This window comes from Labrys sedimenti (assembly GCF_034424805.1).
GTDB classification, from domain to species: Bacteria; Pseudomonadota; Alphaproteobacteria; order Rhizobiales; family Labraceae; genus Labrys; species Labrys sedimenti.
The window spans coordinates 19,802-42,952 of sequence record NZ_JAXOUF010000014.1; the positions used below are offsets into that span (position 1 = coordinate 19,802).

The window sequence follows — 23,151 nt, forward strand, 5'->3', positions numbered from 1 at the left end:
TGGTTCCGCTGACCGGCCAAGACGCCCCCGCACCGAGCGGGGGCGCCTACTCTTGTTAATCCCTGTCAGCTTGCCGGATTGCGCGCCGTGACGATCCAAGCCGCGCCATCGATCAACACCGACCGCTCGCCGGGGCAGCCCGCGAAGTCGGCACGAACCGCAGCCGAGGCGCGGGCGCGGATATCGTCGGGCTGATCAGCGAGACAGCGCGCCAGCGGGCCGACCTCGAGTGTCATCTTCACCGCGTCGTCGAGCGCCGCGTCCCGCGTCTCCCCCTTACCGAACGGGATGGAGGCATCGAAGGGCGTGATGGCGACATCGGTGAAGCCAGCCACCGTTAGAATACGCGCCACCCGCCCCTGGTCGCTAAACGAGAACGGGCCGGGCGCTTCGGGACCGGGCGGCGTCATCGGCGAGAGGATGCCCTTCATCGCGCCCATCGGCAAGCGCACCCAATCGTTCTCGGCCATACCGCGCCAGCAGACGAAAGCGACCCGCGCGCCCGGCTTGAGCGCACGGCGCATATGAGCGAACGCCGCCGTAGGATCGTCAAAGAACATCACTCCAAAGCGCGAGAACAGGATGTCGAACGCGCCCTCGGGCAACTCGGCGCTGCTGGCGTCGGCCACCTGGAATAGGGCCGGCGTATCCTGCGGCGCTAGCGCGCGCGCTCTGCCGATCAGCGGTTCGGATATGTCCACGCCTAGCACATGGCCCCCCGCGCCGACGCGGGCGGCCAGATCCAGACTAGACGCTCCCGCGCCGCAGCCTACGTCCAGCACGCGTTCGCCCGTGGCGGGCGCGGCGGCTTCGATCGCTGCCTGGCCGAACACCGCCATCATGGCATCGAGCCGGGCCTGGTAAGCGATCCAGCGCTCCACGCTTTGGCCATTCCAATCGGCGACCTGATAAGCATTTTGCTCTGCCATGCCGTATCCCTGTTCTGATCCGTTCTTAACTAAGCTCTCCCTCCGGCTCGAAACGAAAGCCGGCTGATCCTTGCATCAGACTGGCAATCCGTTTTGCTTCCGCAAACTCTTGTCGAACGCGGCTTCGGGGACGAAACGGCGCAGGAGACTGACCCGTCGCGCCATTTTTCCCGCCGCGTAGCGCCGCTTCGGAACGAACGCGGTCCCCGCTTCGACAATCGTCCTGGCGACGACTTCCGGGGCGTCGCCGGTTTCTATCGCTTTCCTATTGATCACATTCATGCTGGCGCGCGTGGCGTCATAGACGTCAAGCATTTGGTCTGGTCTGGCTTGGTTTTCTTCAAATGCCGTCCTTGTATAGGCGGGCTCGACCAGCACGACGCGAATGCCAAAGGTGCGAAGCTCGTGGTCAAGCGATTCGGAATATCCTTCGATGGCATGCTTGGTCGACGCATAAACGGCGGAATAGGGAGCCGGGATCAAGCCCAGCACCGAACTCACATTGATAATTCTGCCTTTTCTCTGCTGGCGCATGGCTGGCAGCACCGCCTTGGTCATGCGTAGAACGCCGAAGACATTAACGTCGAACAGCGCCTGCGCCTGGGCTGTTGAGGACTCCTCTGCGGCACCGAGAAGACCCATGCCAGCATTGTTGACAAGGAGGTTGATGCGGCCGGCCTCGGCCAGGACCCGCTCGACCAGTTTCGCGACGGACTCGTCGTCGGTAACGTCACAGGCCAGCATAGTAATACCGTCAGATCTCTCAGCCACTGCGCGGCGGCTGGTTCCGAACACCCGAAAGCCGACAATCTGCAAGGCTTTGGCAGTGGCGAGACCGATGCCAGAGGATGCACCGGTCACCACGGCGACGCCAGGGTTAGTCGTATTCATGAGGATCACTTCCTTTTCTACTCTTCAGAGGCATGGACGTTCCTTTAGTGCCGCCGTGCATCAGCCCGCTCACTTCCCGCCGTCGAGGAGCTTCGTTCGACGTGTTTCGTAAGGCTGAAAGGACGCTACCCGGCCCATGCCGCAATCCGTTCCGCTATCGCCCCGGGGGCCTCGATGTGGAGGAAGTGGCCGACGTCAGGGACGATCTCCATCGCGTGCCGGGCTGCGAACCGATGTCGGTCGTCGACCTGCGCGGGGAGGATGCAGCCGTCGTTGGCACCGTGAAGCTGCAACATGGGCACCGTGATCGGCCGAGACATGCGGCGCGTCGCCCCAAGCATGCCGGGTCGCAGCATTGCCCGGTAGTACTTTAGCGGCGCGGGCATGCTCGCTCGCAGGTGCTCGTGTAGCTCCGCCTTGAGAGCAGGATCGAGCGAGAAGCCGGGTGACCACTGACGCCAGAGGCGGTCAATGAGGGCGAGATCGCGGGCGGTAGCGATCCAGCCGCTTCCCGGCAGTTGAAAGAGCCCCATGTACGAGCTCCGGCTCAACTGAGCGGGGTCCATCAGCCGGCTCATGAAGGTGAGTGGGTGCGGGATTGCGAGCGTGACCGCGCGTTCAATCCGCTCCGGTGCGGTGACGCAGGCATCGTATGTGATCAGGGCGCCCCAGTCGTGGCCAATCAGCTCCACGGGTCGCCCCGGAGACCAGCAGTCGATCAGCGCGAGCACGTCGCTGGTGAGGGCTGCGAAATCGAACGGCCCCGCAGTCGGGGACGGCGCGTAACCGCGAAGCCAGGGTGCAACGACGTAACGTTTACGGCGACCGAGCTCGGCAAGGAAGGACTTCGCGGTCGGCGGATGGTCCGGGAAGCCGTGCAAAACGATCGTCCGTTGGCCATCGGGATCACCACCCTGCAACGCGTGAAAGGTGCCGTGTGGCAGGTCGAAAGTGACTTGTTCGAACTCCATATCGCTTCTCAAACCAGCATCGACTGCTGCGTAAAGATACCCGCCATCGCGCCTTGCCATGTTGCCGTGGTGACCGACGGGATTCCGGAGTTGGCGAGGTCGCCGGCGGCGTAGATGCCGGGCCTGCTGGTTTCGCGGCGCTCGTCGGTCTTGATAGCGATGCCGACTGGCGTATCGACAGTGGTGAGGCCCAGTGATTCATGCAGGCTTGCGGACGGCTTGTTACGCGGATGCGCGAACAGGATATCAACTGCGACATCGGGGCCGGTATCGAGCTTGATAGTGGCATTGTGGTCCCCGTGACGGGCGATCCCGGTGATCCGGCCATCAACGACAGGTATCTGTCGGTGCGCCAGATCGGCCCGGATATCGGGTGAAATGTCGTGACCATCGGCGAAGACAGTCAACCTGTCGGTCCAATCGTGGAACAGCCTGACCTGATTCATCGACTGCGGACCCGACCAGACGAGGCCCCAATGCTGGCCAGCGACTTCGAAGCCGTCGCAATAAGGGCATGGGATGATGGATGTGCCCCAGCTTTCGGCATAGCCCGGAACATCAGGCATCTGGTCAACAACGCCATAGCTCAGGATCAGGCGGCGCGCGCCAATGCTCTCGCCATCGCCAGTGAGGACGGAGAAATTGTCGATGGTACCGGAGATGCTGTCGGCCCGAGCATTGAGCAGCCTGATCGTGGGATAACGCGCCAGTTGCTGCCGCGCCTCGGTCAGAATGTCCGATGGTGGCTTGTGATCGTGGCCGAGCACTCCGTGCGAGCGGCCTGCGAAGCGATTGCGCGGCAGGCCGGTATCGAGAACGGTGACCTTGCGTCGGGCACGGCCGAGCTGCAGGGCGGCGGCAAGGCCGGCAAAGCTGCCGCCGATGATGATGACGTCATCCATGGTGGTGGGCTCCGTGTTGCGGATGGAGGGGTTGGGTCTGGAGCGAAATTGCGTCCAGCGATACGCGCTTGAGACTGGCAGCGAGCATGTCTCCAGCATCGCCGAGACAGTCGCCCATCACTGTGTTGACCGGCTAGGCGATGCCGCATTTGTTATCGCCGGGAGGCCTCGGGAAACTAGATTTGGAGGCCAGGGTAAAATCCAATCTCTGGGTTGCATATTTCCGATACTACATGGTATCGTAATGCAGGAATTAGGATACTGTCAAGGACTGGAATTGTCGTGACCGAAAAAAACCAACAGGCCCGGCGCGGCCGGCCCGCCAACGAGGCGCTTGGCCAAACGATAGTCGACACCGCGGGCGAACTCTTTGTGGAATTGGGTTTTCAAGCGACGACCTTGGACAAGGTCGCCCAGCGAGCGAAGATATCCAAGCTCAGCATCTATCGGCACTTCGAGAACAAGGAGGCGCTGTTCGGTGCGGCCATCGCGGCCCACTGCCATCAGTTTGCACCACAGGCCCTTTTTGAAGGCGTCGACGGTTCGGCCGAAGATCAGCTCATGGCGGTGGGAACATCCTTGCTTCGCACTCTGTTGAGCCCGGACGTCCGTAGTGTCGAAGCCATGATCATGGCCGACAAGACGAACCAAAAGTCGTTAAGCAAGCTCCATTACAAAGCCGGCCCCGCCTATGTCATCGCCCAAATTGAGGCCCTGTTGCGTCAGTTGCACGCGAAGGCGGTTCTGAACGTGCCCGATCCTCTCCGATCCGCCCGCTTGTTCGCCGCGCTTTTCAAAGGATCCGATCTCCTGATTATCGCACGCTTCGATGAGGCGAGAGCAGAGGACGACGACGAAATCGAATCCTATTGCCGGTCGGCCGTCGCCATGTTCATCGCCGCGCACGGTGGCAACGACCACGCGGGCGGATAGCCTAGGAGTACTTGCCTGATGTTTTGGATGCTCGCGTTGACATCAAAGCGACTATTGTCGTTAGGCAGCGGGCTCACCGGCGGAGTAACCGCCATCCCACCCAGTTAGGACCTTAGTGCCAGCTTAGCAGTCCGTCAGCTTTCGGGGAGCTGCAACGGTGGTCTGAACGGCAAAATAGGGGCGCTAAGCGGTTGTTCGCGATCACGCGTTTGGAAGTCCACAGCCGTCAGATTCGCTATGACGGATACAATCCATCTCCATGATCTTCTCGAATTACGGTAACCACTTACTCAATGTCCTCCCCCTCACCACGCATTCAGGCCCGTGACGCGTTGCTCATCCAGGGCCAGGCTTTCCAGGCCGCTGGGGAGCAGGATGCCGCCGCGGCCATGGTGGCCGCTGCTGCCCAGATTGCGCTTGTGGTGCAGGAAATAGCCGACCTCGAGCGCCATCACGCCGATGAAGGCCTCGCCATAGTCGAACACCAGCGGGTTGCCCTGGTCGACGACCACGCAGACCTGCTCGTCCGGCAGGAACTGCCCGGCCGCTTCACTGTCCATGGCGTCATAGTCGCCAACGAGAAGGCAAGTGGGATCGGCGCCCGAAGGGCGGCCACCACATCTTCATCGGTGAGGTGATGTATATCCGCAGCCGCAGAGATGGCCATGCCCTGCTCTATTTCGACAGGAGCCACGTGCCTGTGCTGGGACAGGCCAGGAGTTTCGGAGGCTAGAATATCTTCGAGAAAAAATGAACTTCCGTCCAATCAAGAAAGCACTTCAAGGCAACAACCCTCCGAATACTCTTCATTCGGAAATCGCAGCCTGCTCTTATGGCAGCGAGGGCTTCGGTTCGCTGCGTCACGGCTCGCTAAAATTCGTTACTATTTTTCATGAAATTGTAGATAATTGTTGCATCGATTATAAATTTTTTCCAGCTCATATAATTTAATCATGAAAATTATCTCCCATTTTCAATGAATACAAAAGCTCGGCGATACTTATTCGTTCTCCCATCTTTGGGGGATATACTGATCGACATCCAGGCATAATATAGCGAAAACCGGCAACGGTGCGGCTGGGTACAGCAGCTGCTTTTGGCGACCTGCAAGAGTTGGCGGCAGGCGATCGGTCCCGCAGCTCGCCAGGCGAAGCGCCCGGGCCGGTTGTTCTGCTCAGCAACGGATTTGTGGAGCGAACATGACCGACCAATACATACCCGGCGTCTGGTCGAAGCGTTACGAACAACTTTCCACGCCTCAACGCGACTATGTGGCTGGAGAGGCCGATCGGCGGTTTCGAGCGCGCACCGGCATCACGCGCAAGCTCGACCCGAAGGCGGACCACAATCTCGTGGTCCAATGGCTTCGCATCCGCGACGAGGTCCTGGCGCAGCTCGTCGGCAAGGGAGCCGATCCGAACAAGACCGGCGACGGCCTGGCCCTCTGGCTGCCGGCGCCGATGAAGAACTTCGCGTTCTTCCTCCTCTACAATTACGACGTGGGCAGCGACGCCCCCAAGCCGCTCCACCTGAAGGCGATCGATGGCGTGATGCGCCTGTTCATCAAGGCGCATGCCGAGCTGAGGATCGGCGTCGAAGGCCATGCCAGCCGGACCGGCGGAGAAAGCTATGACAACAGCGGCCTCTCCGAACGACGCGCGGCGAACATCGACAAATATCTGCGCAAGCTCGCCGGCTCGTCGGCAAAATTCTTCACGTCCGGCGGCTCCGGCGCCAAGCAGCAGGTGTCCGCCAATCCGTTCTATCGCGATAGCTGGCCGCATCTGGAGTCTCTCGACGAGGACGAACGCGACCGCTCGGTGGTCGTCACCTTCCAGTGGCAACCGCCCGGTGTCCTGGATGCCCTCGATCAACCCAATATCGATTGGGACAAGGCGTTCGACCAGGCCGCGCCCTATGCAGCCTTTGCCTATGTCAGCACCATGGGGCTCAAGATCGCCTCCGACAACCTGTCGCCCATTCAGCTGGGCGGCGTTCCGGTGCCTTGGAACCCCTATACAGGCTGGCCGACGAGCTGGACGACCGGCAATCCCGACGCCGATCAGGTGATGCAGGCGATGGGCAAGATGATGATCGATAACATCGAGGCAGCCGCCGCCAGGAAGGGCTACAAGATTACACGCGACGACATCATCGGGCACTATCAGGATTGGCTGAAGAACCCGAAGAATAAATGGGTCAATCCGTGAGGCGGCACCTATCCTTTTTGGGAGACCGGCGAACCGCCGGTCTTGCTGAGCTGCGTGAGCAGCGGTCAGCCGGAGATGATTTCGTAGTATAGAATCTGGGCCTCGCTGAGGGATGATCGCACACCGGGCGATATCAAGCCGGAGCCGAAGAGCAGAACGTCTTCGCGGCGCACGAAGACTTCAAGATCCGTGCCCGTCGACATGAAGGTGCCCGACGAGCTTCGCTCGGCGAGCCTGGCCCTGCCGTTCGAAATGGTGAAGGTCGCGTGATGCCGGGAGACCCAGGGCCGCGGCACGACGATATCGCACTCGGGGGATCGGCCGATGGTCACGGATTCGTTGTTGCGGCAGGATCGCAGCTGATCCCTATATCGGATGACGAGATTGAGGTGCCGTACCGGGCCGGCAAGCCTGTCGAAAACCGTGCTCTGGCGAGCGAGCTGCGTGCTGAGGGCCACATCGTCCTCCCGCAGGGTATAGACGTCGAAAGGCTCCTGCTTTCCCTTGAAGGCCATCTTGTCGAGGAGCCGCAAAGCATCGCGGCTCTCCGCGGTAAGGGCTTCGAAGAAGCTCTGGCTGGCCAGCACCTCCCCGGGATTTGCCGTGGTGGACAACCGCGCGGTGACATTGACGACGTCGCCGAATATGTCGCCCCGCATTCGAATGATCGGTCCGAAATGCAATCCGATCCTGGCCTTCAACGTTCCATTCGTCAGCTGGCTGCTGATCTGGCGGACGGCCTTCAGCGCCGCTTCCGGCCTGATGAACAGGCTGAGGACGTCATCGCCCTTTGAGTGGATGAACGTGCCGCCATAGCGGGCCGTGGTCTCGCGCACCGCATCCAGGCAGTCCGAGATTTGCCGCAAGGCACCGACATCGCCGACGCGCTCATAGAGCGGCGTGCTCCCCACGACATCGACCAAGAGGACCGCAGCTAGAATTCTCTCCTGATCCATCACGCGCATCCGCCCCGAGAACGCAGCACCATATAGTATACCAAAATCGCCCTTGGTTTCATTCCTTGAAGTCCATGAGGATGCCGTTGGCAAGTGGCGAAACCGGCTTCATCGCAGGAAGAGCCGTCGCGGGGATGCCGGCGTGGCGGCGGCGACTACCCGCCCTGCTTGCGGAAGGATATTTCGACCCGTCAGACCCTCATGCTTGATACTGCCGATATTTGGTTCCACATCTTCAGGGATGAGAAACGATCAGCAGGATCAGCGATGGTGGCGGTGGAGCCTGCTGGCCTCCCTTCTCCTCAATGTGCTTGTCGCCGCGCTCATCCTGCCGAGATCGCTGGTATTGCCCCTGAAGGAAGAGCAGACAATAACGGTCGACCTGGTGCAATCGGTCGATCCGCCCCCGAAACCAAAGCCGAAAGCCGAAGCCCCGCCGCCGGCTAGGCCCGCACAGCCGCCGGCGGAAAGTGCGGTGAAACCACCGTCACCCAAGACGGCGAACGAGCGGCAGGCGATGCGGCCGGTCATGAAGCCGGTATTTCTCTTCGGCGACAAGGATCGGGGGTCCCGAAAGTCTACGGACGGCAACAGTGCCGCAAACGGTGCTGCCTCGCCCCCGGCCCGACCCGATCCGGCTCAGGCAACTGGCCCCAAAACACTGCCCGCAGCGACGGCCACGACCGAGCCGGTTTCCCAGGACGCCTCGGCGAAGACGGCGGCTGCACCCGCCCAAACCCAAGTCCAAGCTCAAGTCCAAGCTCAACCAAATTCCAAGCTTCCCGAAGCCAAGACCTTGTTTTCGCAGGAAACAACCAACGACATCAACACGATGCTTGCGATGGGCAATATGTCTCGCGGCGAGCGGGTCGGCCAGCTTTGCGTTACAGAACTGCATGAGCAATTGCTGCATGCCTCGCCCTCCTATGTCCCCGATATGCTGCCTCGCGAACAGCTCGAGCAAGGGAGCATCCTCGAGGACTCCAAGGCGGCGTTCGCCTCCAATTCGCAATGGTACGATCTGAGCTATCGTTGCGAAGTCGATGCGCAGGCGACGAAGGTGGTCACCTTCGCCTTCCAGGTCGGCAGTCCGGTCCCGCGCAACGAGTGGAAGAACCGCGGGCTGCCTTCGCCATAGGCAAGGCATGAAGCCCCCGGCCCCATCCAGGATGCAGATGCGATGATCTGCGGGACTTTCTCGAAGTTCCGCGAAAATGCGATTGCGAGCCCGCCAGACGCCACCGATTTTGGTGCATGGCGACCGCCGCGCGAAGGCCCGAGCTTGCCAATCGGGCCGTGTGAGGGCAATTTCAGCCCAGCGAGACATTCGGCGGCCCCTGCCGCTGTCTTCTCTGGTCGGGCAATGGGACAAGGGAACGCGAACATCATGATCATGGACGGTGGGATTGCCGATGCCGGCGAGATGGACGAGAGCGCCAGGCTCGGGCTCGGATCGGGGCTTCTCAGCCGCCGGTCGTTTCTGGTCGGCTCCGCCGCCGGTCTCGGCGCATTGGGACTGGCCGGCTGCGCCACCTCCGGCGGCATGAGCCGGGCCGAGGCGGCGAGGCTCTATGCGGCGGTGCCCGAGGAGAAATTCCCGATCCCGGCGGTCGATGTCAGCAAGATCGACCCGAAGTATTATCGCCGGAAAGTGCAATACCCCAGCAAGGAAGCGGCCGGCACGATCATCGTCGATCCGAGCAAATATTATGTCTACCGCATCGAGGGCGAGGGAATCGCCACCCGTTACGGCGCCAATGTCGGCCGCCAGGGCTTCCTGTGGCATGGCGACGCCTATGTCGGGCGCAAAGCCGAATGGCCGGTATGGACGCCGCCCAGGGAGATGATCGCGCGCCAGCCGGAGGCCGCCAAATATGCCGGCGGCATGCCGCCCGGCCTGAACAACCCGCTCGGCGCCCGCACGCTCTATCTCTATCAGAACGGCAAATACACGCTCTACACCCTCTACAGCACCATCATTCCCCAGTCGATCGGCTCCGGCGTTACGAGCGGCTGCACCGGCCTGCTCACGCAGGACATGCTCCACCTCTACAACCAGACGCCGGTGGGGACGAAAGTGGTCGTGTTGCCGGCCTGAGGCTAAGGCCCGGTACGGTTTCCTGACGTATCGTTGCCTGCCGTTGAGGTCGCAGCATTGCGGCCTCGATCCGCCGAAGGAGGATTGGCGCGCCGGAAAATCGGGCGCTAAGTCCAGGCGTTGAGGTCGCTGACGAGCTGCCTGTCCAGCGACAGGCTTTCCAGGCCGCTGGAAAGCAGGATACCGCCGCGGTTGTGGTGTCCGCTTCCGCCCAGATTGCGCTTGTGGTGCAGGAAGTGGCCGACTTCGTGCGCCATCACGCCGATGAAAGCCTCGCCATAATCGAACACCCCCGGATTTCCCTGGTCGACGACCACGCAGACCTGCTCGTCGGGCAGGAATTGCCCGGCCGCTTCGCTGGCCATAGCATCGTAGTCGCCAACGAGAAAGCAGGTGAGATCGGCGCCGCTCTGCTTGCGCGGCACGATGTCCTGGCGGAAGACATCCCGCATGATCTTCGGCCCCAGGGCCTTTTCCACCGTGATCCAGTCGGCGCCGGCCGGGGTGAAGAAGATGTTGGTCTGGGCCCCGAAGATCCAGTTCAGCCGGGTGAGGAACCAGGACGCGTCGTCGGGCTTGAATTTCGTGGCGTTGACAACCTGGCCTGCCTGGTCGAAGTGCCTGAGGAACTTGAAGGCGATCGAGTAGCTCTTGCGCGGCATGATGGCGACATCGAGCTTGATGACCGTGCCACCGCGCGTGCCGGTGAGCGGGGGAATGCCGGTCCCTCTGGCCTGGACCTTGAGAGCGCGTGCCCCGGCCTGCGGCCGAATGGTGCCATAGAGCGCGGTGCGCAGGCGCAGCAACTGGTCGTCGCGCTCCTGGCTTTTCTGCGCGCCGTAGCGCACATCGATATAGTCCTGGGCAACGCTTTCGACCTGCTCGAGCTTGACGTCGTCGACCTGCAGCCGGGCATGATCATAGGCCAGGTGCACGCCCTTGGCATCCCGCAGGCAGACCAGGTTGAAGCCGCCCTCCGGGACCACCAGGAAGTTTTGCTCGGCGAACACACCGGAATATTGCAGGAACTGCACGAAACTCGCCATGACGTTCCCCAGCCTCGATCCGCGATGATGCCGCGCCCGACCCGACTATGAGCCGTCATTACTGTCGGGTTTGGTGAATAATATACCGGAAATCAGCTTTGCGAGGCAATCGACAGGCGACGGGCGTTAAAACCTCCAGTTGAAATTCGCCTTGAAGGCATGCTGCTGGGCTGAGGCGGCGAGCTGCCCGTCATAGGACAGACCGAGGGTTGCGGTGCGCGAGAGCGCCACGTCGATGCCGGCTTCCACCACTGCCGCATCCCGGGCAATCGGCACGGCCGCCACAGTGAAGGCGTTGCCGGCGGAAAAGGCCTGGGTCGAGAGCGGCGTGGTGGTGCCGAAGGCGTGGCGCCAACCGAGCGAGCCGCGCAGCGTGGCGGTGGTGCCGCCGACATCGATATTCGTCGAGGCCCTCAAGCCGAGGGTCGAGAAATAGGTGTCGGTAGCCTGGCCATCGGCATGTAGCGCGGCCGCCCCACCCTGCTCGGTGAAGGAGCCCGTGTCGAGGCTGACATAAGCGAGATTGGCGAAAGGCTCCAGCGACGCATAGGATGTATCCACCCGATAGCCAAGATCGCCGAAGGCCTGGAAGGTGCCGGCGCGATAATCGCCCTTCAGGCTGTCGATGAGGCCGGGGATGATGACCGAGCGGCTGGTGTCGATATCGTGCCAGCTATAGGCAAGGCCAGTGCGCAGGCCGAGCCGGCCGCCTGGCACGCTCCAGCTCGTGCCGCCATAGAGGCCAAAATGGTAATTGTCGCTGGTGCCGGAAGAGGCACGATCCCGGGCCTTGAAGTCGCTGCGGCTGTAGCCGGCGAGCACACCGAAGCGCCAGGTCTCGAAAGCCGGCATGTCGGCGCCGACGAGGAAGCCGCCGGTCGAGGTCGAGAGCTTGGCGGCATTGCCGTCGCTGTCGATCCGGCCCCAGGCGCCGAAGCCCTGGCCCCAGACGGCAAGCCGATCTGCGGTGGGCGAAGCCGCCTGCGGACCGCCCGCGCCATAGACGGTGACTGGCAAGGACGAAGCGCCGACATCGCCGAAGGCGGCGCGGATACGGCCGGTGGCGGCATCGCGAATGAAGCGGCTGTCCTCGATCAGCGCGCTCTTGGCGGAAGCATGGATCTCACCGGAAAGCTGGTCGAAAGCCGCGCGGATCAGCGCCTTGTCGTCGGGCAAGAGGGCGATCGCGTCGTAGACCGGATGGCCTGCGGCCAGCCCGATGCTCTCGATGCCGCCGGCCGTCGCCCGCTGGTTGCGGGTCTGGCCGACGCTGCTGAAGTCGATGAAATTGCGCTTGAGGTTGAGATCGACGGTGCCCGCCCCATAGTCATAGGCGAGCTCCGGGGTCAGGAAGGCGAAATCGGTGGTGACGCTGTCGAAGCTGCCCGACAAGGTGCCGTCGGCGGACAGGATCGTGTAGCTTGAGCGCAGCTTGTAGGCACCGTCAGCGCCGATATGGGCGACGGAGCCCCCCTTCAGCGTGGCATCGCCGGTGACATGGACGAGATCGGCATCCGTGCCGGCGGGATCGACCTCCACGGCAAGATGCGAGCCCGCGTCGAAGACGAGATTGCCGTTGACGGTGAAAGTACCGATGGAGTTGCCCGGCGCGAGCGTGCCGCCGGAAGCGATGGTGATGACGGAACCGACGCCGGAACCGACAGTACCGTGGCCGCCGAGCAAGGCGCCATCCTCGACGTTGAGCGAACCGCCGAGCACGGCACTGGCATGGCCGGCGTCAGAGCCGACGATCAGCGCGCCGGCGGTGACGTCCGTCGTCCCGGCGAAGGCCGAGCTGTCGCCGTCATAGAGGAGCGTGCCCGAGCCGGCCTTGATGAATTTTCCGGCCCCCAGGAGGGAGCCGCCATAGAAGGCATTCGCCGTCTGGTCGAAGGTGAGGGAAGCGCCGGTGACGATCTGCGCCCTGCCGCCGAAGCGCTCGGCGGCGCTGGTGAGGTTGCCGGCCTCAATCGCCCAGTCGAGACTGGAAATGCCCGTGAGGGTGAGGCTGCCGGTTCCCCGCTTATCCATGACACCGGAGGTCCCATCAAGGCCGACGATATCGCCGGCAAAGCTGGCATCGGTGGCCTGGTCGAACAAGACGATCCCCGCATTGCCGATATTGCCCGAGATCGAGGCGGCATTGCCGATCAGCCCGCCCTCGCGCACCAGGGTGTTGCCATAGGCATTGCCGGCATTGTCGAGACGCAGGATCCCGCCTCCGGTCTTGAGCAGGTCGCCCGGTCCCGAGACGGCACCGGTCAGGCCCAGCACGGTATGGCCGCCGACATTGAACTCGCCGGCCTGCGCCAGCGTGATGGCGCGAGCCATGTCGAAGGTCTGCGTCGTCGCCAGCTTGCCACCGTTGAAAATCAGGCCGCCGGAAGTCGCGCCGAGATTGGCGTCGGCCGAGATCTGCAGCGTACCGTTTCCGATCTCGGTGCCGCCCGTATAGGTGTTGGTGCCGGCCAGGATGGTCGTACCGCTGCCGGCCTGCCAGAGCCCGCCCGAACCGGAGATCACGCCGGACAGGGTCAAGGCGTTGGAGCGGTTGACGGCGAGCAGGCCGTCATTGGCGATATCGCCGACGATCGAGCCGGTGGTGCCTCCATTGCCGAGTTGCAGCGTGCCGCTTTCGATCCGGGTGCCACCGCTGTAGCTGTTGTCGGCCTCGAGGATCAGTCGGCCATAATCGGTCTTGACCAGCTTGTTGCTGCCGTTGAGCTGGGAGGCGATGGTCGCCGTCATGGCACTCGCCGGGTTGCCGTCGCCGACGCGGATGATGCTCTCGCCCTGGGGCGCCGCGAGGGCGATGGCATCGCCCTCGATACGATAGCCGTCCACGGCGAAATTCATGCCGGCGGACGCGATCGCGCCGGCGCTGGCGTCGACGCGGATAGTGCCGGCCGTGCCCTGGAAGACCGCAAAGGTCGGGTTGGGCTGATAGGGGCCATTGATCGAGCCGTCCTTGTCGGTCCAGTTGCGCCCGTCGGCGCGCCAAACGCCGCCGCCACCGTCCACGGCGCCATTGTCGCGCTGGCCGGCATTCTCACCGTCCCAGAAACCGAGCGCCAGACCGGCGGTGGAGATGAGGTTGACCTGACCGGCGACCGAGGTCTGGATGGTCAGGTTGTCCGGGACGACACTGGCCGGCAACGTGCCGATTTCCAGCCCGTTGTCGGTCAAGCTGCCGCCGTAACCGATGAGGGTGTAGACGCCGGGGCCGAAGCCGCCCTGGTTGGTGACGTTGAGCGTGCCGTCGAGCGTGAGGTTGCCGCCGACCTGGAAGAGCGGTGTCGCCGAGGCCGAACCCAGGGCAACATTGACGTTCGTGCTGGAGGCGAGGTCGAGATTGCCGTCGACGGTCAGGGACTTGCCGGCCGCGCCCGCCAGAACGCCGCCGGAGAAAACAAGATCGCCTTCGATCGTGCCCCCGCCGGTCACCATACCAGAGCCGTAGACATCGACCCGACCGCCGAGCACGCCGTCCACGGTGAGGGTCCCGCCCGTGACCGAAGTGGGCGCGCCGAGCTGGCCGGCGATCACGAGATTGCCGCCGACAACACTGGCGCGGCCTGTGAAAGCGCTGCTGTCGCCCGTCAGCCGCGTCGTGCCCTGGCCGCGCTGCAGGATCCCGCCGCTGCCCGACAGGGTGCCATCCAAGGTCAGGCTGTCGGATCGATTGAGAATGAGAGCGCCGTTGACCGCCACATTCCCGACGATCGAGCCACCCGCGCCGCCATTGCCGAGCTGGAGACTCGTGCCGACGGCGATCGTCGTACCGCCTGTGTAGGTGTTGGCACCGGTAAGGATCTGAATACCCGCCCCCTGCACGACGAGGCCGCCCTGGCCGGTGATCCCGCCGCCGAAATCGACCGATGTGGCGGTGTTCAGGATCAGGGAGTTGCTCCCCAGGAATACCGCGGTGCCGGAGACACCTGCGAGCGCGCCGATGGCCTGATCACCAGATCCAAGGCTGATATCAAAGGCCGCGCCAGGGCCCGACAGTGTCACGGCGCCATTGGCAGCAAGCCTGCCCGCGCCCGTAAGGGCCAGCGTACCTCCGGCTACGGTGGTGCCGCCGCCATAGGTGTTCTGCCCGGACAGGCTCAATGTTCCGGTGCCTTGCTTCACGAGCCCGCCCGTACCGCCGATGGCCCCGCCATAGGTCGTGTTCAAGGCAGTGTTCGAGGTCAGGCTATTCGAGCCGAGCACGATCGTGGTGCCCGCATTACCCGCGAAGGCGCCGATGGTCTGGTTGCCGCCCGAAGCGCTGATATCGAAGCTGCCGCCCACTCCGGTGATGAACACATTGCCGTTCGCCGCGAGGCTGCCTGCGGCGCCGAGCGCGAGCGTGCCTTTCTCGATGGTGGTCCCGCCGCTATAGGTATTCGCGCCGGTCAGGATGGTGGTGCCGGTGCCCCTCTGCACGAGCGCCCCGCTACCCGAGACGACACCGGACAGCGTCGAGGTGTCAGAACGATTGACGACCAATAGGCCGTTGTCCGTCACGTTCCCCACGATCGAGCCCGAGGTGCCGCCGACGCCGAGCTGCAATGTCCCGGCAGAGATGATGGTGCCGCCTGTATAGCTGTTGTCGCCTGACAGCACGACCGTGCCGCCGCCCGTAGCCGTGACCTGCCCCGCGCCGGATATCACGCCTGAAATCGAAAGATCGCCGTCGGTCGTGTCGAACGTCACCGAGGAGCCGGTGCCGAGTGTGATCGCATTGCTCACCACCGGCACACCGGCATCCTGTGCGGCTATTGTCGCAGCAGCGTTGGTGATCAGCTGGATGTCGCCCACCAGCATCGAGGTGGACCACAGTTTCAGCGTATTGCCGGTCCCGCCGAAGCGAATGGAGGCGCCATAGGTCAGGCCATTGGCCTCGAGCCCACCACTGATCTTCCCATGATTTTGGATGGTGCTGTTGCCGTTGGTCATCACACCGATGCCGGCTTCGGCGCCATTGGCGGCCCCACCGACAATATCCGTCCAGTTTACAAGGTTGACGCCGCTGCCGACCAGGTTGACGCCGGCGCCACTATTGCCTCCGATCGATCCGCCCGTGCCGCTTCCGCCAACGCCCCCGACGATCGTTCCCAGGTTGACGATGTTTGTAGCGTTGCCGAAAACCAGCAGCCCGTCGCCACCGCCACCGCCGCCGCCCGGGTTTCCGCCACCACCGCCATCGCCGCCATTGCCTCCCTGGATCAGCCCTTGGTTGCCGATGACGGTATTCGGCTGAATGGAGACCACGCCCGCGCCACCGCCGCCCCCGCCACCACCATTGCTTGCCGAGCCCGACGTTCCGAAACCGCCGGTGCCGCCATTGCCGCCACGGAGAGCCCCAATGCCCGCAACGCTGAGATTCGTTCCGACAATGTAGTTGCCGCCGCCACCACCGCCGCCGGATGAAAAATTGAATCCATTCGATCCCGGCGAGCCGTCGTCGGCTTTGACAGGAGTAGCCACAACCACGCCGTAAATAACCTGGCGCCCGCCGCCGGTCCCTCCTGCGCCATCCCCTGCCCCGCCGTTCCCGCCCTCGCCAGCATCCCCGAGCGTGCCGGGGACTTGCACGGTGATGTCACCCGGCCCGAAGGCGGTGCCGTTGCCGCCACTGCCATTGCCGGCCCCGCCGATGCCGCCACGATCATAGCCCGCACCGCCGGCAGCGTCGCAGGCGGTGGTGTCAACCGTACAGGCTCCGGCCCGGGCGGGGGCCGCCAGGCTGGTCACACCGAGCATCATTGCAAGAGGAGAAACCGTGGCCAACGCCCATAGACGGCGCCTGCTCGATGCCATTTTGGAACGACCGCCACGCCGGCCGCCAGATTGCCCTGCGGCGGAACTCGCCGCCGCGCCTTCCCATGTCGTCACCGCAATGCCCCCGGCGGCCGTCGATAGAATGTCGAAGGGTCAGGACCGATCACGGCAACGCCGGCCACTGACGAATCCAACGCGCTGCGCCGCGGTGGATAGAACAGCAACATTCCCAATAAATCTTCATCTGACTATTACCCGAAGGGGTATGATTGTGCTGATATGGGTGTCGATCGTAGAGCGTTACTGCGGCAGGTAGGTTCTGCAATCGGTGAAACGACGCAAAAACTGAAATCACACCCCAGATTTTTCCGCAGGATCCCATGGACAGGGACAGCAAACTCGATACCGAGATCATTCGCCTTTACGAAGCGGAGCCGGATCTGCAGACGCTTCCCGCTCTTCTATTCGCCGCCATCGGCCGCCTAGTCGACGCGGAAGTGGTGAGCTTCACCGAATTTCATCATCCTAGCCGCGACTTTCGCGCTCTGGTGTCCGTCGGCGACGACCCGGGCCGGCGGGCGACTGCCATGCAGGCCTTTGCGCGGCATATGCACTCCCATCCGTTCTGGCAGCATGACCCGGCCTTCTATGGCGAGCAGGCCTTGCGCGAGTCGGACTTCTTCAGCGACGAGGAATTCATCGAGCTCCCGATCGCGAAGGAAGCATTCCTGCCGTCCGGAGCCCGCCGGATGATCGGGATCGTGATGGAACACTCAGGCTATGCCGTTTCGATCGTCGGCCATCGCATCGTGGGCCGGCCGGCTTTCAGCGATGACGATCGTGATCGGCTGCAGGCCTTCCGCACTCATATCCTGCGATGTTACCGTCAGGCCCAGGAGCGTACCCTGGCCAAGCTCACGCCGGCCCACCGGCTGCGATTGGCATTTCCCACACTGACGCCGCGCCAGGTCGAGGTGGCATCCTGGATCGCCCAGGGCAAGTCGAACCAGGAGATCGCCGGTATTCTCGAGATCGGGCTCGACGCCATCAAGGCCCATGTCAAAGCGATCAATTTGAAGGTCGATTCCGACAGCCGGCGCGCGGCGATCGTGATCGCCCATACCACGCCTCCCTTCGCAAAATTGCCGCCGCTGTGGAAGCTCGACCTGGAAAGCTGGAGCGGCGGCGGTGAAGCAAGGCAGATCCGCTTGCCCGAAAGCCTACCTTCCGGAGGGATGTGAAGGCCCCCATCGACCGGACCGTTCCTTAATGGAATCCCCGCGAGGCTTTGGCTGATCAAGGCGGGTGCCAAAAAAATCTGTGCCGCCCTGTCGGACGGGCGGAGCGGTGTTCGTCCTCGGGGCATGGCAAATGCCTTCGACCATGACTTCCCGCTCTCTCAGTCAAGAGGACAATGACCATGCCCAGCACCATCCGCCTGCACCGCGTTCTCGCCACCAGCCCCGAGAAGGTCTACCGGGCCTTCCTCGAAGCGGATGCCCTCGCAAAATGGCTGCCGCCGAACGGCTTCACCTGCACGGTGCATCATTCCGAGCCGGCGGTCGGCGGCACGTTCAAGATGTCGTTCCGCAACTTCACCACAGGCCATAGCCATTCATTCGGCGGCGAATATCTCGAGCTCGTGCCGGGCGAGCGGCTGCGCTACACGGACAATTTCGACGACCCAAACCTGGCCGGCGAGATCGTGGTGACGGTAGCGCTGAAGAAGGTGTCCTGCGGCACCGAGCTCAACATCGAGCAGGCCGGCATCCCCGATCTCATCCCGCCCGAGGCCTGCTATCTGGGCTGGCAGGACTCGCTACGCAACCTGGCGCGGCTGGTCGAGCCCGAGATCAATCAATAGTTTCGTCCCAAGTGGCCGGGCGCCCGGCATTGTGTGCCCTGGTCGCATTCCATGCTTGAAGAGGTCGCACCCGCAAAGGCGGCCTCTTCCCCTGTCTTTCGCAGGCAATTCCTGGAAGACCTGTCGACCCCGTTGCCTGGCGCCTGGAATCGACCCAATCTCGGCAGCGACGCGGCGCACTCTGCACTGCCCGTCGAACAGCCTCCCGAGCCAGCCATGTCTCTCCATTTCCAGAAAATGCATGCCAATGGCGACGACTTCGTCATCGTCGATCTGCGCGGCCAGACAAATATCATCGACCGCGATATCGCCAGGCGTCTGGGAGACCGTAATCGCGGCATCGGCTTCAATCAGCTCGCGGTCATGACCGATTGCGAGGACGCCGCAGCCCGCCTGACCTTCTGGAACCCGGATGGCTCGACGCTCGACGCCTGCGGCAGCGCTACGCGCGGCGTGGCCTGGATGATATTCGAAGAAACCAAGTCCGCCTCCACGATTCTGAGGACAAATCGCGGGCTGCTGGCCTGCACGAGGGAACCGAACGGCGCCATCGTCTCGCGCAATGCCGAGGTCGAGGAAACCGGACTCGGCGCCGGCGTGCTCAACCAGCCGGCACGCGGCATCGCCTAGCTCGCCAACCGGCTGGCCGAGTATGGCCAGGGCATCGAGGCCGGGCAGATCGTGCTCGCCGGCTCCTTCATCCGCCCCATCGAGGCGCGGCACGGCGACACCATCGTGGCCGATTTCGGCCCCTGCGGCACCGTGAGCACTTATTTCGCCTGAGGGTGGGAAGGGCTAGGGTCGGAGGGTCGATCTCCTCAGCCCCATCGAGGGATGGAGCTGAGGAGATCGACCCTCCGGGTTGCACGTCAATCGGCGATTAGTTCCAGCAGGCTCGACACCTCGATATCGGGGGTGACGTCCGGCCTAGCGACCGGAGCCACGCCGGTCGTCACCAGCACGGAACGCAGGCCCGCCCGCTGGCCGGCCAGGATGTCGGTAGCGATCTGATCGCCGATCATGATCGTCCCCTCGCGTGGCGTGCCGAGAAAGCCAAGCGCCTCCTCGATCATCAGCGGCTCGGGCTTGCCCACCACGATCGGCTGGCAGGACGGCACCGCCGCCTGCACCGCCGCCGCCAGCACGCCGACACAGGGCTCATAGCCGTTCTCGACGGGCACCAGCAGGTCGGGATTGGTCACTACCACCGCCGCACCACCCAGCGCCGCGCGCACCGCCGTGCTCAATTTCGCGTAGTTCAGCTGATAGTCGAAGCCGAGCACCACGACCTCGGCATCGTCCCCCGCCAGGGTGAAGCCAGCTGCCTCCAGGGCCTCGAACAAGGGCTGTTCGCCGATGGCGAAGACCCGCGCTCCTGCGGGCCAGCGCCGGCGCATCAGGCTGGCCGTGGCCGAGACCGCGCAGAACACCTGCTCGGGCGCGGTCGCGATGCCTATCCGCGTCAGCTTGGCGGCGAAATCGGCCGCGGATTTCGTGGCGTTGTTGGTGACGAAGGCATAGGGAACGCCACCCGCATGCCAGCGCTGGAAGGCCTCGACGGCATCGGGAATGGGGCTGTCGCCGCGATAGGCCACCCCATCGAGATCCGAGATGATCCCCTTCAGATTCATGGATTCGAATGACGGCATCGACGAGATTCCCTGACACGATTCGGCGGGGATCATAGGCCGGCCCGGCACGCAGCGGCTATTGCCTGAACTCCTCCATTCCTGTGCCGGCAACCGCCTCGATACATGGTGCCGTTTCCATGCCTCTTGATTGGGCATGGCGCGAGAAGGGTCAGCAATGGAATCGTGGAGCGGCAGGCATCAGGCTCCGGCGCCATCTGGTCTAGAGTTTCATTACCCGCCAACCACAAGGCGGGACGGCTCGGCACTGCGTCGGATCGGAAGGCGAGCCCGAAAAACTTCTGCGCCCCCATTCAGAGGAACGAGAGATGATCAACCGCAGAGACCTTATGCTGGGCGCGCTGGCTGGAGCCGGCGCCTTCGGCTTCGGCCGCGTCAACCCCGACTTCCTGGTCAGTTCGGCCTTCGCCGCCGAAGGCCGGCCACTGCGCTTCCTCGGCGCCGAAGCGCTGACCGGCAATTGGGATCCGACCACCCATACCAATCTCGGCCAGCTCATCGTCGAGGGCTTCGTCTTCGGCTATCTCACCCGCGCGCCCATGAAGCCGGACAATCCGGAAGAGCTGGTGTTCGAGCTGGCCGAGTCCCTCAAGCCGATCGACACCTACACGCTCGAAGTGAAGCTGCGCAAAGGCGTGAAGTTCCATGATGGCACGCCCTTCACCTCGGCCGATGTCAAGGCGACCTACGAATACGGCTCCCAGCCCGATCGGCCGGCGCAATGGTATCCGGGCCAGGTCAAAGTCGACATCGTCGACGAGCACACCTGCCATATCAATACCAAGGACTATGGCTATCCGGCCGCGCTCTATTATTACCTCTCGTCCTTCCTGCCGATCATGGCGGCCAAGGACGTCGCCAACAAGGCGCAGCTCTCGGCCCGCATGAACGGCACCGGCCCGTACAAATATGTCGACCAGAAGGGCGACACCACCATCCTGGCCGCCAATACCGACTTCATATTCGGCGCGCCCAAGATCCCGGGCGTCGAATATCATTTCGTCGGCGACACCACGACGCGCACGCTGTCCCTGCTCAACGGCCAGGCCGATATCATCGAGCGGCTGGAGCAGGAACAGGTCGACACCATCGCCAAGGACGATCGTTTCGCCATCCACAAGGCGGTTTCGGTCGAGAACAAATATCTGTTCTTCCGCTGCTCCAAGAAGCCCTTCGACGATCCGCGCATCCGCCTCGCCGCCTGCCATTCGATCGACCGCAAGCAGGTGCTGGAAGTCCTCGGCGTCTCCGGCACCTTCTCCAAGGCCCATATCTCGCCGGTGAAGTTCGGCTATACCGAAGTCGCCGACTATCCCGAATATGATCCGGACAAGGCCCAGGCGCTGCTGGCCGAGGCAGGCTTCCCCAAGGGCGAGGGCTTGCCGGAGCTGACCTATTATTCCTCGGTCGGCTTCTATCCCAAGACCAAGGAATATGCCGAGCTGATCACCGGCATGCTGGAGGAACAGGGTTTCAAGGTGAACCTGCAGACCCTGGAAGTCGCGGCCTGGGGCAATCTGCTCTACGACAAGCCGGGCGGCGGCGAAGGCAACATGATCGATTGCGGCTGGTGCACGGGCTCGCCCGAGCCGGACCTGGTGATCCGCACCCACTTCCACTCCTCCTCCAAGCGCATCACCGGCATCGTCGACAAGGAAATCGACGCGGTGCTGGACAAGGAGCGCAACGCCGGCTCCATCGAGGAGCGCAAGAAGATCCTGCAGACGGAAACCCTGCCGACCATCGCGCGCAAGGCGCCGGCGCTGGCCCTGTTCACCTCGGTGTTCATCCACGCCTACTCCAAGAAGCTCGATGGTCTCTACATCTACCCGAACGGCATGCAGGACATGAGCAAGGCAAACCTGGCCTGAGCCGCAAGGGACTGGAGCCGGTCCCCCCGGCCGGCTCCTCTTTTTTCCAGCGGTTGTTTGCACGCGAGACCGTTTGCCGATGCTGATAGTCGAATTCCTGATCAAGCGGATCGCCCAGGGCCTGCTCATCGTGGCCCTGACGTCGCTGATCATCTTCACGCTGCTGCGCGTGGTCCCCGGCGACCCCGTCCGCCTGATCGTGGGCGGCATGGCGCCGGACAATGTCGTCGAGGAAGTCGCGACGAAGATGGGCCTGCGCGACCCGATCATCGTGCAGTATGGCCGCTACATGATGGGCCTGGCCAAGGGCGATCTCGGCCAGTCCTATATCAGGCCGCGCAGCGGCGGCGTCGCGGCGGGCGGGCAATATGTCGACCCGACCAAGGCCGAGATGGCGCCGGTGGCCGACCTCATCCTCGAGCGGCTGCCATTGACCCTGCAGCTCGCCGGCGTCGCCCTGGTCTTCGCGCTGCTGATCTCCTTTCCGATCGGGCTCGCGGGCGGGCTCAACCAGCATGGCTGGCAGAACGCGCTGGCCTTCGGCGTGCAGTCGCTCTTCGTCTCTATCCCGAATTTCTGGCTCGCCATCGTGCTGATCCTGTTCCTGTCGGTGAAGCTCGATTGGCTGCCGGCACTGGGCTACAAGGGCTTCAGCTATGTGCTCCTGCCGGCCTTCGTGCTGGCGGTAGAGATCTCGCCCTTCATCATCCGCACCCTCACCACCTCCCTGGGCGAGGTGATGCAGGCGCCCTTCATCGACGAAGCCCGGGTGCGTGGCCTGTCGCGCCGGCGCATCGTCTATTCCCACGCCCTGCGCAACGCCTCGGTGCCGCTGGTCAACCTGCTCGGCATCCAGCTCTCCACCCTGATCGGCGGCGTGCTGGTGATCGAATACATCTTCGACTATCCGGGCCTGGGCAATCTCACCGTGGTTTCCGTACTCGGCCGCGACTTTCCTGTGATCCAGGGCATCGCCATCACCACCAGCGCCGTCTTCGTCTTCATCAATATCCTGGTCGATCTCGTGGCCTATCTCATCGACCCCCGCGTGGAGATCTGAGC

At 63.3% G+C, this 23,151-nt stretch carries 17 protein-coding genes and 2 pseudogenes; 10 read left to right on the plus strand and 9 right to left on the minus strand.

Annotated features, from left to right (window positions below; genetic code table 11):
* Window positions 1-65: 65 nt before the first annotated feature.
* The 4 genes from U1R88_RS26905 to U1R88_RS26920 form a co-directional block, all read right to left on the minus strand.
* Window positions 66-929, minus strand: coding sequence for a class I SAM-dependent methyltransferase (locus U1R88_RS26905; protein ID WP_322434028.1), 864 nt, complete (start codon window positions 927-929; stop codon window positions 66-68).
* Window positions 930-1,004: 75 nt separating this feature from the next.
* Complete coding sequence (locus U1R88_RS26910) at window positions 1,005-1,820, minus strand: oxidoreductase (RefSeq protein WP_322434029.1); 816 nt, start codon at window positions 1,818-1,820, stop codon at window positions 1,005-1,007.
* A 125-nt stretch (window positions 1,821-1,945) separates the two neighbouring features.
* Window positions 1,946-2,791, minus strand: a complete 846-nt coding sequence (locus U1R88_RS26915) for an alpha/beta fold hydrolase (RefSeq protein ID WP_322434030.1) — start codon at window positions 2,789-2,791, stop codon at window positions 1,946-1,948.
* Between the two features lie 8 nt (window positions 2,792-2,799).
* The gene (locus U1R88_RS26920; protein WP_322434031.1) at window positions 2,800-3,693 is read right to left on the minus strand and encodes an NAD(P)/FAD-dependent oxidoreductase; all 894 of its coding nucleotides are present in this window, start codon (window positions 3,691-3,693) and stop codon (window positions 2,800-2,802) included.
* A 276-nt stretch (window positions 3,694-3,969) separates the two neighbouring features.
* On the opposite strand from U1R88_RS26920, the gene U1R88_RS26925 reads away from it, so the two are divergent.
* Window positions 3,970-4,626, plus strand: a complete 657-nt coding sequence (locus U1R88_RS26925; RefSeq protein WP_425545489.1) for a TetR/AcrR family transcriptional regulator — start codon at window positions 3,970-3,972, stop codon at window positions 4,624-4,626.
* Between the two features lie 305 nt (window positions 4,627-4,931).
* Here U1R88_RS26925 and U1R88_RS26930 read toward each other — a convergent pair whose 3' ends face one another.
* Window positions 4,932-5,186 carry a hypothetical protein gene (locus U1R88_RS26930; protein WP_322434033.1) on the minus strand — a complete coding sequence of 85 codons (255 nt, stop codon included), beginning with the start codon at window positions 5,184-5,186 and terminating at the stop codon, window positions 4,932-4,934.
* 639 nt (window positions 5,187-5,825) lie between these two features.
* Here U1R88_RS26930 and U1R88_RS26935 point away from each other — a divergent pair.
* On the plus strand, window positions 5,826-6,836 hold the full coding sequence (locus U1R88_RS26935; protein ID WP_322434034.1) for an OmpA family protein: 1,011 nt from the start codon (window positions 5,826-5,828) through the stop codon (window positions 6,834-6,836).
* 65 nt (window positions 6,837-6,901) lie between these two features.
* Here the strand turns inward: U1R88_RS26935 and U1R88_RS26940 are convergent, their stop codons facing one another.
* Window positions 6,902-7,792 carry an adenylate/guanylate cyclase domain-containing protein gene (locus tag U1R88_RS26940; protein ID WP_322434035.1) on the minus strand — a complete coding sequence of 297 codons (891 nt, stop codon included), beginning with the start codon at window positions 7,790-7,792 and terminating at the stop codon, window positions 6,902-6,904.
* Window positions 7,793-8,033: 241 nt separating this feature from the next.
* Between U1R88_RS26940 and U1R88_RS26945 the strand changes: the two genes are divergently transcribed.
* On the plus strand, window positions 8,034-8,930 hold the full coding sequence (locus U1R88_RS26945) for a DUF930 domain-containing protein (RefSeq protein WP_322434036.1): 897 nt from the start codon (window positions 8,034-8,036) through the stop codon (window positions 8,928-8,930).
* Between the two features lie 249 nt (window positions 8,931-9,179).
* Window positions 9,180-9,890 (plus strand): L,D-transpeptidase, encoded by a 711-nt coding sequence (locus tag U1R88_RS26950; RefSeq protein ID WP_322434037.1) that lies wholly within the window; start codon window positions 9,180-9,182, stop codon window positions 9,888-9,890.
* A 107-nt stretch (window positions 9,891-9,997) separates the two neighbouring features.
* Here U1R88_RS26950 and U1R88_RS26955 read toward each other — a convergent pair whose 3' ends face one another.
* Both U1R88_RS26955 and U1R88_RS26960 read right to left on the minus strand, forming a co-directional pair.
* A complete protein-coding gene (locus U1R88_RS26955; protein ID WP_322434038.1) occupies window positions 9,998-10,936 on the minus strand; it encodes a hypothetical protein in 939 nt (312 codons plus the stop codon).
* 126 nt (window positions 10,937-11,062) lie between these two features.
* A complete protein-coding gene (locus tag U1R88_RS26960) occupies window positions 11,063-16,678 on the minus strand; it encodes an autotransporter domain-containing protein (RefSeq protein ID WP_322434039.1) in 5,616 nt (1,871 codons plus the stop codon).
* 407 nt (window positions 16,679-17,085) lie between these two features.
* Between U1R88_RS26960 and U1R88_RS26965 the strand changes: the two genes are divergently transcribed.
* The 4 genes and pseudogenes from U1R88_RS26965 to U1R88_RS26980 form a co-directional block, all read left to right on the plus strand.
* Complete coding sequence (locus tag U1R88_RS26965) at window positions 17,086-17,946, plus strand: helix-turn-helix transcriptional regulator (protein WP_322434040.1); 861 nt, start codon at window positions 17,086-17,088, stop codon at window positions 17,944-17,946.
* A gap of 179 nt (window positions 17,947-18,125) precedes the next feature.
* Complete coding sequence (locus U1R88_RS26970; protein WP_322434041.1) at window positions 18,126-18,569, plus strand: SRPBCC family protein; 444 nt, start codon at window positions 18,126-18,128, stop codon at window positions 18,567-18,569.
* Between the two features lie 237 nt (window positions 18,570-18,806).
* Window positions 18,807-19,103, plus strand: a pseudogene (locus U1R88_RS26975) (diaminopimelate epimerase); the annotation flags it as partial.
* A gap of 9 nt (window positions 19,104-19,112) precedes the next feature.
* A pseudogene (locus tag U1R88_RS26980) lies at window positions 19,113-19,352 on the plus strand (2-oxo-hepta-3-ene-1,7-dioic acid hydratase); the annotation flags it as partial.
* Window positions 19,353-19,438: 86 nt separating this feature from the next.
* On the opposite strand, the gene U1R88_RS26985 reads toward U1R88_RS26980, so the two are convergent.
* The gene (locus U1R88_RS26985) at window positions 19,439-20,218 is read right to left on the minus strand and encodes an HAD-IIA family hydrolase (protein ID WP_322434042.1); all 780 of its coding nucleotides are present in this window, start codon (window positions 20,216-20,218) and stop codon (window positions 19,439-19,441) included.
* Between the two features lie 308 nt (window positions 20,219-20,526).
* Between U1R88_RS26985 and U1R88_RS26990 the strand changes: the two genes are divergently transcribed.
* Window positions 20,527-22,089 (plus strand): ABC transporter substrate-binding protein, encoded by a 1,563-nt coding sequence (locus U1R88_RS26990; protein WP_322434043.1) that lies wholly within the window; start codon window positions 20,527-20,529, stop codon window positions 22,087-22,089.
* Window positions 22,090-22,168: 79 nt separating this feature from the next.
* Window positions 22,169-23,149, plus strand: coding sequence for an ABC transporter permease (locus tag U1R88_RS26995; protein WP_068281381.1), 981 nt, complete (start codon window positions 22,169-22,171; stop codon window positions 23,147-23,149).
* Window positions 23,150-23,151 lie beyond the last annotated feature (2 nt).

Bases quoted from the DNA above. Each gene is read 5' to 3' on its own strand.
- U1R88_RS26940 (WP_322434035.1), bottom strand. From the start codon at position 7,792: ATGGATCAGGAGAGAATTCTAGCTGCGGTCCTCTTGGTCGATGTCGTG.
- U1R88_RS26995 (WP_068281381.1), top strand. From the start codon at position 22,169: ATGCTGATAGTCGAATTCCTGATCAAGCGGATCGCCCAGGGCCTGCTC.
- U1R88_RS26965 (WP_322434040.1), top strand. From the start codon at position 17,086: ATGGACAGGGACAGCAAACTCGATACCGAGATCATTCGCCTTTACGAA.
- U1R88_RS26970 (WP_322434041.1), top strand. From the start codon at position 18,126: ATGCCCAGCACCATCCGCCTGCACCGCGTTCTCGCCACCAGCCCCGAG.
- U1R88_RS26905 (WP_322434028.1), bottom strand. From the start codon at position 929: ATGGCAGAGCAAAATGCTTATCAGGTCGCCGATTGGAATGGCCAAAGC.
- U1R88_RS26990 (WP_322434043.1), top strand. From the start codon at position 20,527: ATGATCAACCGCAGAGACCTTATGCTGGGCGCGCTGGCTGGAGCCGGC.
- U1R88_RS26955 (WP_322434038.1), bottom strand. From the start codon at position 10,936: ATGGCGAGTTTCGTGCAGTTCCTGCAATATTCCGGTGTGTTCGCCGAG.
- U1R88_RS26935 (WP_322434034.1), top strand. From the start codon at position 5,826: ATGACCGACCAATACATACCCGGCGTCTGGTCGAAGCGTTACGAACAA.
- U1R88_RS26910 (WP_322434029.1), bottom strand. From the start codon at position 1,820: ATGAATACGACTAACCCTGGCGTCGCCGTGGTGACCGGTGCATCCTCT.
- U1R88_RS26950 (WP_322434037.1), top strand. From the start codon at position 9,180: ATGATCATGGACGGTGGGATTGCCGATGCCGGCGAGATGGACGAGAGC.
- U1R88_RS26930 (WP_322434033.1), bottom strand. From the start codon at position 5,186: ATGGACAGTGAAGCGGCCGGGCAGTTCCTGCCGGACGAGCAGGTCTGC.
- U1R88_RS26915 (WP_322434030.1), bottom strand. From the start codon at position 2,791: ATGGAGTTCGAACAAGTCACTTTCGACCTGCCACACGGCACCTTTCAC.
- U1R88_RS26985 (WP_322434042.1), bottom strand. From the start codon at position 20,218: ATGCCGTCATTCGAATCCATGAATCTGAAGGGGATCATCTCGGATCTC.
- U1R88_RS26945 (WP_322434036.1), top strand. From the start codon at position 8,034: ATGAGAAACGATCAGCAGGATCAGCGATGGTGGCGGTGGAGCCTGCTG.
- U1R88_RS26920 (WP_322434031.1), bottom strand. From the start codon at position 3,693: ATGGATGACGTCATCATCATCGGCGGCAGCTTTGCCGGCCTTGCCGCC.